The 9319-nt window shown below is 70.1% G+C and carries 11 protein-coding genes and 1 pseudogene; 8 read left to right on the plus strand and 4 right to left on the minus strand.

Annotated elements, in window-relative coordinates; translation table 11 throughout:
- Positions 1-334: 334 nt before the first annotated feature.
- Positions 335-775: a MarR family transcriptional regulator gene (locus tag AB0M20_RS13400; RefSeq protein WP_364297725.1), complete on the minus strand. Its 441-nt coding sequence runs from the start codon at positions 773-775 to the stop codon at positions 335-337.
- A 62-nt stretch (positions 776-837) separates the two neighbouring features.
- Here AB0M20_RS13400 and AB0M20_RS13405 point away from each other — a divergent pair, with 62 nt between their 5' ends.
- The 3 genes from AB0M20_RS13405 to AB0M20_RS13415 are packed head-to-tail and all read left to right on the plus strand — an operon-like array spanning position 838 to position 3177.
- The gene (locus AB0M20_RS13405) at positions 838-1257 is read left to right on the plus strand and encodes a nuclear transport factor 2 family protein (protein WP_364297727.1); all 420 of its coding nucleotides are present in this window, start codon (positions 838-840) and stop codon (positions 1255-1257) included.
- 19 nt (positions 1258-1276) lie between these two features.
- On the plus strand, positions 1277-1993 hold the full coding sequence (locus AB0M20_RS13410; protein ID WP_364297729.1) for a lysophospholipid acyltransferase family protein: 717 nt from the start codon (positions 1277-1279) through the stop codon (positions 1991-1993).
- A complete protein-coding gene (locus AB0M20_RS13415) occupies positions 1990-3177 on the plus strand; it encodes a glycosyltransferase (RefSeq protein ID WP_364297731.1) in 1188 nt (395 codons plus the stop codon). The genes AB0M20_RS13410 and AB0M20_RS13415 overlap by 4 nt, the downstream gene beginning before the upstream one ends.
- Here the strand turns inward: AB0M20_RS13415 and AB0M20_RS13420 are convergent.
- The gene (locus AB0M20_RS13420; protein WP_364297733.1) at positions 3167-3427 is read right to left on the minus strand and encodes a hypothetical protein; all 261 of its coding nucleotides are present in this window, start codon (positions 3425-3427) and stop codon (positions 3167-3169) included. The genes AB0M20_RS13415 and AB0M20_RS13420 overlap by 11 nt on opposite strands.
- 196 nt (positions 3428-3623) lie before the next feature.
- On the opposite strand from AB0M20_RS13420, the gene AB0M20_RS13425 reads away from it, so the two are divergent.
- From AB0M20_RS13425 to yjfF, 4 genes are all read left to right on the plus strand, one after another.
- A complete protein-coding gene (locus AB0M20_RS13425; protein ID WP_364297735.1) occupies positions 3624-4613 on the plus strand; it encodes an ABC transporter substrate-binding protein in 990 nt (329 codons plus the stop codon).
- Between the two features lie 61 nt (positions 4614-4674).
- Positions 4675-6183 carry a sugar ABC transporter ATP-binding protein gene (locus AB0M20_RS13430; protein WP_364297737.1) on the plus strand — a complete coding sequence of 503 codons (1509 nt, stop codon included), beginning with the start codon at positions 4675-4677 and terminating at the stop codon, positions 6181-6183.
- Positions 6180-7175, plus strand: a complete 996-nt coding sequence (locus AB0M20_RS13435) for an ABC transporter permease (RefSeq protein WP_364297739.1) — start codon at positions 6180-6182, stop codon at positions 7173-7175. Before AB0M20_RS13430 ends, AB0M20_RS13435 begins: the two co-directional genes overlap by 4 nt.
- A complete protein-coding gene (gene yjfF, locus AB0M20_RS13440) occupies positions 7172-8176 on the plus strand; it encodes a galactofuranose ABC transporter, permease protein YjfF (protein ID WP_364297741.1) in 1005 nt (334 codons plus the stop codon). The genes AB0M20_RS13435 and yjfF overlap by 4 nt, the downstream gene beginning before the upstream one ends.
- Positions 8177-8253: 77 nt before the next feature.
- On the opposite strand, the pseudogene AB0M20_RS13445 reads toward yjfF, so the two are convergent.
- Positions 8254-8490, minus strand: a pseudogene (locus tag AB0M20_RS13445) (TetR/AcrR family transcriptional regulator C-terminal domain-containing protein); the annotation flags it as partial.
- Here AB0M20_RS13445 and AB0M20_RS13450 point away from each other — a divergent pair.
- Complete coding sequence (locus AB0M20_RS13450; protein WP_364297743.1) at positions 8455-8628, plus strand: hypothetical protein; 174 nt, start codon at positions 8455-8457, stop codon at positions 8626-8628. The pseudogene AB0M20_RS13445 and the gene AB0M20_RS13450 sit on opposite strands and share 36 nt — an antisense overlap.
- Here the strand turns inward: AB0M20_RS13450 and AB0M20_RS13455 are convergent.
- Positions 8607-9319 (minus strand): hypothetical protein (locus AB0M20_RS13455; protein WP_364297745.1); only part of this gene is annotated, 713 nt, incomplete at its 5' end. The two genes, AB0M20_RS13450 and AB0M20_RS13455, sit on opposite strands and share 22 nt — an antisense overlap.

Below are 9319 nucleotides of genomic sequence, written 5' to 3' on the forward strand. Positions count from 1 at the left end.
ACTGCTCGAGCAGCTGATCGGAAGACGAGCCGCCCAGCACGACCACCGCGACGCGCACCGACGAGGCCGCCGCGACCGCGGCCACCGGCACACGCCAGTCGATCTCGGCGGATGTCGTGGCGACCATCCATGGGCCCCCGTCCGGCCACGGCTTCGACACAGCCGCCATCCTAGGGGCGGAGGCGCACGAAGGTGGCCCCCGGAATTCCCTCGCGAACGGCCCGTTGCGCGGTAGTGACAACGCCGCCGCCAGGGGTGTAACGTCCGCTTCCAGGACCGGCGTCTTCCCCCGTGGACGCCGGTCCTTTCGCTGTGCGGCCTCGGCGGCCGGCCCTCAGTGGGTCTCGGCGGCGGCCAGCCGCGTCAGCAGGGTGGCCAGTTGCCTGCGGTCGGCCGCCGTGAAGCCGTCGAGGATCTCCGCCTGCGCTTCGTCGATCGCCTGCTGCAGCCGGCCGAGGCGGCGGGCGCCGGCCCGCGTCATCGTCAGCGTCATCCGCCGCCGGTCGACGCCATCGCGTTCACGGCGGATCAGCCCCGCCTCCTCCGACGCCGTGACCAGCGCGGTGACGTCGCTGCGGTCCAGCCCGATCCGCCGGCCGAGGTCGGCCTGGCTCAACCCGCCGAACTCCTCCAGCGTCGCCAGCATCGCGAACTCAGCCCGGCTCCCGCCGAGCGCATCCAGCCGCGCACTCACCAGGCGACGGGCACGCGCCGCCCCCTGCGCCAGTTGCCAGCTCGTCAGCACGGCCAGACGCCGCGGAGGGGTGCCATCCATCCGATCATCATATATGTTGGTTATACCAACGTTGGTAAGACCAACAATCTGAGGGGTACGCGATGAGCACCGTGGAGATCACCCAGTTGATGTACCGGCTCTATGCCCTGCTGGACGACCGTGACTTCGACGGGCTCGCGTCCGTCTTCACCGCGGACGCCGACGGCCGCACTCCCGGCGGTCACGCCCGGGGCCGCGACACCCTGATCGCCCAGGCCCGCCGCAACCACGAGCAGATCCCGCGCCTGCAGCACCGGGTCAGCAACGTCCTGGTCGAGCCGGTCGGCGACGACGAGGCCCAGGTCCGCGCGGTGATCGACTCGGTCTTCGCCGACGAGAGCGCCACGCCGGCGTACCGGCTCGGCGAGGTCTATCGGGCGCGGGCCGTCCGGTCGGAGGGGGAGTGGCGCCTGGCGAGCTTCACCATGGAGCCGGTGTGGCAGAGCGGCACCCGGCCGATCGCCGGGCGACTGGCTGGATAGGACACGCTAGGTTCTGCGCATGGCACGGATCCTGTCGGGTCTCTTCTGGACGGTCATCGTCGTGACCTGTCCCGTCTTCTTCCTCGGCGCGATCCTCGTCTGGGCGGTCACCGCGCCCTTCGACCGGCGCAAGCTCGCCCTGCACCTGTATTCGTCGGCGTGGGCGGTGTTCTACGTGCGGGTGAATCCGCTCTGGCGCCTGCGTACCACCGGCCGGGCCCGGCTGCCCTGGCACGGGGCCGCGGTGATCGTCGCCAACCACGCGTCGTTCCTGGACATCCTGGTGCTGTTCGACCTGTTCCGGCCGTTCAAGTGGGTGTCCAAGGCGGAGATGTTCAAGATCCCGGTGATCGGCTGGAACATGTCGCTCAACGGGTATGTGCGACTGGTCCGCGGCAGCGGCGAGTCGGTGCGCCGCATGATGGCCCGCTGCGGCGAGCTGCTCGACCAGGGCACCCCGGTGCTGATCTTCCCGGAGGGCCGCCGCAGCGCGGACGGCCGGCTGCAGGCGTTCAAGGACGGCGCGTTCGAGCTTGCCATGCGGCATCGGGTGCCGGTCATCCCGGTGGCGGTCTCGGGCACCGGCCGCGCCCTGCCGAAGCACGGCATGATCCTGCGCGAGCGCGTCGACGCCCGGGTCGAGGTGCTGCCGGCGATCTGCCCGGCCGACTACGCGGAGGTGGCCGGCCTGCGCGACGCCGCGCGGGACCGGATCGACGCCGCGCTGAGCAAATGAGGATCGCGCACTTCTGCGACAGCCGGCCGGGCCGCATCGACGGCGTCTCCACATCGGCCACCCTGTCGGTCGAGCTCCTGCGCCGGGCCGGCCACGAGGTCGGCTTCTTCGCCCCGGCCCCGGCGCCGGCTGCTCGCGACGGCGACCACACCGGTCGCGGCGACCGCATCCGGACGGTGCCCATCCCGTTCCGCGATCTACGGCTCGCGGCGCCGTGGCTGCGCATTGATCCCGGCCCGGTCGACGTGATCCACGCGCACACCACCGGCCCGATCGGCATGGCCGGCTTCCGGCTCGCCCGGGAGCGCCACGTGCCGCTGGTCATCACGTGGCACACCGATCTGGTCGCGTACGGCGAACACTTCTTCGAGGTGCCGATCGGCGCCGCCTACTGCGCGCGGCGGCTTCGTCTGGGTTGGACGGCGGCCGAGACGCTCGAGCTCGCGGGGGCGCGGCGCCGGCAGCGGCTGCTCGACCTGGGGCGCGGCATGATGAGCTACGCGAGCGTGGTGCTGGCGCCGTCGGCGAAGACCGCGGCCGGGCTGGCCGAGTTCGGGGCGCTGCCGGCCGTGCGCGTCGTGCGTACCCCGGTGGTCCTGCCGGACGACGGCCGCACCCGCGCCGACGTGCGCGCCCACCTCGGCATCGCGCCGGACGTGCCGCTGGTGCTGTCGGTCGGCCGGCTGACCGGCGAGAAGAATCCGGAGCTGCTGATCCGCGCGTTCGAGGTGGTGCGCCGGCGGCTGCCGCGAGCGCGGCTGGTCGTGGTGGGCGCCAAGCAAGGGGCACGGGCGGTGCGCGCCCTGGTCCGTGACCTGTCACTGACCGACCGGGTGACGTTGCTCCCGCCGGTCCCGCGCGACGAGGTGGCGGGCCATTACCGGGCCGCCGACGTGCTCGCCTTCGCGTCGGGAACGGACACCCAGAGCCTGGTGCTGGCCGAGGCCGAGTCGCAGGGGCTGCCGGTGGTGCTGACCGACCGGGCGCTGACCGCGGACACCCCGTGGCGAATGTGCGCCGACCCCGAGCCGGAGCCCTTCGCCGCCGCGATCGCTCACATGCTGACCGACGACGCGCAGCGCGACCGCGCACGCCGGTCCGGCCTCGATGCCTACGCGTCCTACTCGGCCGACGACTACCTGGCCGAGCTGACCGCGGCCTACGAGTCCTGCCTCATCCACTGACGATCTTGCCGGAGGCGTCGACGACTTTGGTCTGCCAGTATTTGTCCCACTTGTCGTCGACGTGCTTCGGCTCCTGGCCGGCCGGATAGCGCACGTACCCGTCGGGCGGCTCCTCGCCCTCCGGCACGCACGCCGCGCCCGTCGTGTTGCCGACCGCCTTCACCGGATACTCGCCTCCGCCGCAGATCGCGTCCGCCCCACACCCGGTGAGCAGGGCGAGTGCGCAGGCGGCGACCAGAAGAATTCGCATGGTCTCAGCGTGATGTCCGGGGGCGATCAGCGCACGAGTACCCGTACTCATCGATCATTGACCTTGCGAGATGTGAGCGATAACAAATTGAGACCTGATGGGAGCGCTACCTAGCCTTGACGAGCGCTATTGAGAGCGTTAACACTGTCGAAACCTTGTGGGGCGGGTCACACGACACGAATCGTCGGAGGAAGCAATGTTGCTCAAGAAACTCGCGGGTGTGGTGCTGCTTGCCACCGCGATCACTGTCGCGGGGTGTGGTGACGGCAATGCGGTGTCGGGTGGCGGTGGCACCGGCGCCGACGACGGCAAGATCACGCTCGGGTTCTCGCAGGTCGGGGCCGAGAGCGGATGGCGCACCGCGAACACCAAGTCGATCCAGGAGTCGGCCGCCGCGGCCGGCATCGACCTGAAGTTCGCCGACGCCCAGCAGAAGCAGGCGAACCAGATCTCGGCGATCCGGTCCTACATCGCGCAGAAGGTGGACGTGATCGCCTTCTCGCCGGTGGTGGAGACGGGCTGGGACGCCGTGCTGCAGGAGGCCAAGGCCGCTAACATCCCGGTCATCCTCACCGACCGCGCGGTCGACTCGGAGGACAAGACGCTCTACAAGACCTTCATCGGCTCCGACTTCGTGCTCGAGGGGCAGAAGGCCGGAGACTGGCTGGTCAAGGAGTACGAAGGCAAGCCCGGCCCGGTCAACATCGTGCAGCTCGAGGGCACGACGGGCTCGGCGCCGGCCAACGACCGCAAGTCCGGCTTCGAGGAGAAGATCAAGGCGGACCCGAAATTCAAGGTCATCGCCTCGCAGACCGGTGAGTTCACGCGCGCCAAGGGCAAGGAGGTCATGGAGGCCTTCCTCAAGGCCAACCCCAAGATCGACGTCCTGTACGCGCACAACGACGACATGGGTCTCGGTGCGATCGAGGCGATCGAAGCGGCCGGCAAGAAGCCCGGCACCGACATCAAGATCATCACGGTCGACGCGGTCAAGGACGGCATGACGGCGCTCTCCGAAGGTAAGATCAACTTCATCGTGGAGTGCAGCCCGCTGCTCGGCCCACAGCTGATGGACCTGGTCAAGAAGGTCAAGGCCGGCGAGCAGGTCGAGCCGCGGATCCTGACCGAGGAGACCACCTTCACCCAGGAGCAGGCCAAGGAAGCGCTGCCCAACCGCAAGTACTGACCGGATCGTTCGTGCCGGGGCCTCGCCGAGAGGTCCCGGCATTTGCGGAGGAGAACAGCACATGGCGGAACCCGCGCCGATCCTGGCGATGCGCGGCGTCGGCAAACGATTCCCGGGCGTCGTCGCCCTGGACGGCGTGGACTTCCGGCTCTTCCCGGGCGAGGTGCACGCGCTCATGGGCGAGAACGGCGCGGGGAAGTCGACGCTGATCAAGGTGCTGACCGGCGTGTACGAGATCGACGACGGCACGATCGAGCTGTCCGGCGTACCCGTCGCCTTCACCGGCCCCAAGCAGGCGCAGAGCGCCGGCGTCAGCACCGTTTATCAGGAGATCAACCTCTGCCCCAACCTGTCGGTGGCGGAGAACATCTACATCGGCCGGGAGCCGCGGCGGCTCGGAATGATCTCGTTCCGGGCGATGCGGGCCAAGGCGGCGGAGCTGCTCGGCAGGCTCGGCATCGACATCGACCCCGGGTCGGTGCTGGCCGGGCACTCCATCGCCGTGCAGCAGATGGTCGCCATCGCCCGCGCGGTCGACGTCTCCGCCAAGATCCTGATCCTCGACGAGCCCACGTCGAGCCTGGACGCGGGCGAGGTCGAGCAGCTCTTCCGGCTGGTGCGCGGGTTGCGCGACGAGGGTCTGGCGATCGTGTTCGTCACCCACTTCCTCGACCAGGTGTATGCGATCTCCGACCGGATCACGGTGTTGCGCAACGGCGGGCTGGTGGGGGAGTTCCGCACCGCCGAGCTGCCCCAGCGCGCGCTCGTCGAAAAGATGATCGGCAAGGAGCTGCAGGCCCTGGAACGGCTGGCGCTGCAGGAGCCCTCGTCCGAGGTGGTGATCGCCGCGGACCGGGTCGGCCGCACCGGCGCGATCGCACCGTTCAGCCTCACCATCCAGGCCGGTGAGGTGGTCGGCCTCGCCGGGCTGCTCGGCTCGGGCCGCTCCGAGCTGGCACGGCTGCTCTTCGGCGCGGACAAGATGGACAGTGGCGAGCTGCAGGTGAACGGTAGCCCGGTGACGCTGCGCGGGCCGCGGTCGGCGATCGGCCACGACATCGCGTACCTGTCGGAGAACCGCCGCGCCGAGGGCCTGATCGAGGAGCTCTCCGTGCGCGAGAACATCATCCTCGCCCTGCAGGCCGCACGCGGCTGGTCCCGCCCGCTGTCCCGGGCGAAGCAGGACGAGCTGGTCTCCCGGTATGTCGAGGCGCTGAGCATCCGGCCCGCGGACCCGCAGATGCCGGTGCGCAACCTCTCCGGCGGCAACCAGCAGAAGGTGCTGCTGGCCCGCTGGCTGATCACCGAACCCCGGCTGCTGATCCTCGACGAGCCCACCCGCGGCATCGACGTCGGCGCCAAGGCCGACATCCAGCGGCTGGTGGTCAAGCTGGCCGGGGACGGGCTGGCGGTTCTGTTCATCTCCGCGGAGCTGGAGGAGGTGCTGCGGTTGAGCCACAAGATCGCCGTCCTGCGCGACCGGGTCGTGGTCACCCAGCTGGAGAACACGGCGGATGTCGACGCGGACCGGATCATGAACGTCATCGCCTCGGGATCGGCGGCCTCATGAGCACCGTGCTGAAGCACCGCCTCTTCTGGCCGGCGCTGGCCCTGGTCGTGCTGCTGCTCGGCAACCTGATCTTCACGCCGCACTTCTTCTCGATCGAGATCCGCAACGGCCAGCTCTACGGCAGCCTGATCGACATCCTGCGGCTGAGCGCGCCGCTGATCCTCGTGTCGGTCGGCATGACCATGGTGATCGCGACCGGGGGCATCGACCTGTCGGTGGGCTCGGTGATGGCGGTGGCCGGCGCCCTGGCCTGTCTGCACATCTCCACCGGCGGCAGCGTCCTCGTCGCCTGCGTGCTCGCTCTGGGTCTCGCCCTGATCCTGGGCGTGTGGAACGGCTTCCTCGTCTCGGTCGTCGGGCTGCAGCCGATCATCGCCACGCTGATCCTCATGGTCGCCGGCCGCGGGCTGGCCCAGCTCATCACCGAGGGCCAGATCATCACGGTCAACTCGCCCGCCTACCGGTTCATCGGCGCCGGGTACTTCCTGACCTTCCCGTTCGCGGTGATCATCGCGGCGGTGGTGGTGGCGCTGTCGCTCGTGCTGACCCGGCGCACGGCGCTCGGGATGCTGGTCGAGTCGGTGGGCGGCAACGCGCGCGCCAGCCGGCTGGCGGGCATCCGATCGCGCACGCTGATCTGGGCGGTCTACGCGTTCACCGGCTTCTGCGCCGGGATCGCCGGCCTGATGGCGACGGCCAACGTCTCCAGCGCGGACGGCAACGCGGTCGGCAGCCTGATCGAGCTGAACGCCATCCTCGCCGTGGTGATCGGCGGCACGTCACTGGCCGGCGGCCGCTTCTCCATCGCCGGCACGGTGCTCGGCGCGCTGCTCATCCAGGCGTTGGACACCACGATCTACACCACCGGCGTGCCGGCGCAGACGACGCAGCTCTTCAAGGCGCTGGTCGTGATCGTGCTGTGCCTCATGCAGTCCCCGGTCTTCCGCCGCAAGATCGCCCGCCGTCGGCTCGTCTCAAGGGTGGCCGCATGATCGACGTAGAAACCGCCGGCGCCGAGGCGGTCATCGCCCGGAAACGCCGCGCCTGGACGCTGCGCAAGTACGTGCCGGTCCTCGGCACCCTCGTGCTGCTCTGCATCATGTACGGGATCGGGATCGCCAACTACGAGAACTTCTACAACACCCAGATCCTGCTGAACATCTTCATCGACAACTCGTTCCTGCTGGTCGTCGCGGTCGGCATGACGTTCGTGATCCTGACCGGCGGCATCGACCTGTCGGTGGGCTCGGTGGTCGCGCTGACCACGATGGTGTGCGCGACGCTGCTGAACGACGGCTGGCCCGCCCCCGCGGCGATGATCGCGGTGCTGGTGATGGGCGCCGGGCTCGGCTTCGTGATGGGCTGCGTGATCCACTTCTTCGAGATCCAGCCGTTCATCGTCACCCTGGCCGGCATGTTCCTGGCCCGTGGCCTCTGCTACGTGATCAGCACATCGTCGATCTCGATCACCGACCCGTTCTGGAAGACGACGGCGCAGCGCCGGCTCGCGATCGGCTCGTACACGATCACCCCGAGCGTCGTGATCGCCGTCCTGGTGGTGCTGATCGCCGCGGTGGTCCTCGCCTGGAGCAGGCTGGGCCGCACGGTCTACGCCATCGGCGGCAACGCGAACTCGGCGATGCTGATGGGCCTGGGCGTCGGCCGCACCCGCATCGCGGTCTACACGATCAGCGGCCTGTGCTCGGCGATCGGCGGTCTGCTGCTCAGCTTCTACATGTCGTCGGGCGACCCGCTGCACGCGATCGGCATGGAGCTGGACGCGATCGCCGCGGTGGTGATCGGCGGCACGCTCTTGACGGGCGGTTCGGGCTACGTGGCCGGCACGGTCCTGGGCATCACGGTGCTGGGCCTGATCCAGACCATCATCACCTTCCAGGGCACGCTCAGCTCGTGGTGGACCCGCATCTTCATCGGCGCCCTGCTCTTCGTCTTCGTCCTCCTGCAACGCACGGTCATTCGCCGGACCCCTTGATTTTTGGACTCGTCCAGGTGACCGGAGGCGGTCAGGGTCGGGTAGGCGGCCGGGTCGGCCGTGAGGCGGTGGCGTGCCTCGGTCCGGTCGGCGGTGGCCTGTCGCCAGGTCGACTCCGTCAGGGCGGCGCCGATCACGAAGTTGGCGATCAGTCGCGTGGCCACCGCGAGGTGGCGCCCGCTCAAGCCGCCGCGGACCAGGGCCGCCTGCAGGAACTCCGTGCGAGCCAACACGTTCGGGCCGAGCAGCGGGCGGCCCACCAGACTCGGCGCCCACGGGTGCAGCAGCCTCGCGGCCCGCCAGCCGCGGACCAGCGCACGGACGTGGCCCGCGACGAGGTCTGGCGGCGCGGCCGCACCCCGGCCGCGGACCCGGTCTTCGTCGGCACGACCAACGGAGCCCCGGCCCGCCTCCTCTACGACGTGGAGATCTACCCGGACACGGTCCGCTGAGACGCGGGCTGCGCTTCCGCCGAGTTCCTGCTGCGGCCGAGCGCGACCAGACCGAGCAGGCCGGTCACGGCCGGAATCAGGGCGACCAACAGGAACTGAGCGGAGAGCGGCGCGCCGGCGATCAGGCCGAACGCGGCCGCTCCGGTGGCGGCGCCGGTGATCTTCAGGCCCGCGGCCAGTGTGAAGACCTGCGCCCGCATCCCGTCCGGGGCCAGCGCGTCGCGGGCCGTGAACAGCGCACCGATCAGCGGCCCCATGAAGACTCCGGAGATGGCCAGCGCGACCGTCACCCACACCAGGTCGGTCGTCACGACGCCGACCACCAGCGGCAGACCTGAGGCGAACAAAGCCACCATGTGTACGACCGGAGCCCGCCCCACCGGAGCCGGCCGCGCGGTCCACAGCAACGAACCGACCAGCCCGCCCACCGCCACGGCGGTCATCATCAGCCCGGCGACCGAAGCCCGCTGATGCGCCGCCGCGGTCGCCGTGACCACCACCGGCACCGCGGCCAGCCCCAGCTGACCGGCGGTGCTCGTGACAACCACCGCGGCGAGCGTCCGGTTGCCGGCGATGGCTCGGGCCCCGGCCGTCAACGACAACCCACCCGCACCGCCGGCCGTCCGATCCTGGCGCACCGGCAGCCCGGCGACGACCACCGCGCCGACCGCGGCCAGCCCGGTCATCACCA

It is taken from the genome of Actinoplanes sp. NPDC051633, from assembly GCF_040681735.1.
Classification (GTDB): Bacteria; Actinomycetota; Actinomycetes; order Mycobacteriales; family Micromonosporaceae; genus Actinoplanes.

Excerpts from the sequence above, each read along its gene's own strand:
- AB0M20_RS13400 (WP_364297725.1), bottom strand. The coding sequence starts at position 775 with ATGGATGGCACCCCTCCGCGGCGTCTGGCCGTGCTGACGAGCTGGCAA.
- AB0M20_RS13405 (WP_364297727.1), top strand. The coding sequence starts at position 838 with ATGAGCACCGTGGAGATCACCCAGTTGATGTACCGGCTCTATGCCCTG.
- AB0M20_RS13410 (WP_364297729.1), top strand. The coding sequence starts at position 1,277 with ATGGCACGGATCCTGTCGGGTCTCTTCTGGACGGTCATCGTCGTGACC.
- AB0M20_RS13415 (WP_364297731.1), top strand. The coding sequence starts at position 1,990 with ATGAGGATCGCGCACTTCTGCGACAGCCGGCCGGGCCGCATCGACGGC.
- AB0M20_RS13420 (WP_364297733.1), bottom strand. The coding sequence starts at position 3,427 with ATGCGAATTCTTCTGGTCGCCGCCTGCGCACTCGCCCTGCTCACCGGG.
- AB0M20_RS13425 (WP_364297735.1), top strand. The coding sequence starts at position 3,624 with ATGTTGCTCAAGAAACTCGCGGGTGTGGTGCTGCTTGCCACCGCGATC.
- AB0M20_RS13430 (WP_364297737.1), top strand. The coding sequence starts at position 4,675 with ATGGCGGAACCCGCGCCGATCCTGGCGATGCGCGGCGTCGGCAAACGA.
- AB0M20_RS13435 (WP_364297739.1), top strand. The coding sequence starts at position 6,180 with ATGAGCACCGTGCTGAAGCACCGCCTCTTCTGGCCGGCGCTGGCCCTG.
- yjfF (WP_364297741.1), top strand. The coding sequence starts at position 7,172 with ATGATCGACGTAGAAACCGCCGGCGCCGAGGCGGTCATCGCCCGGAAA.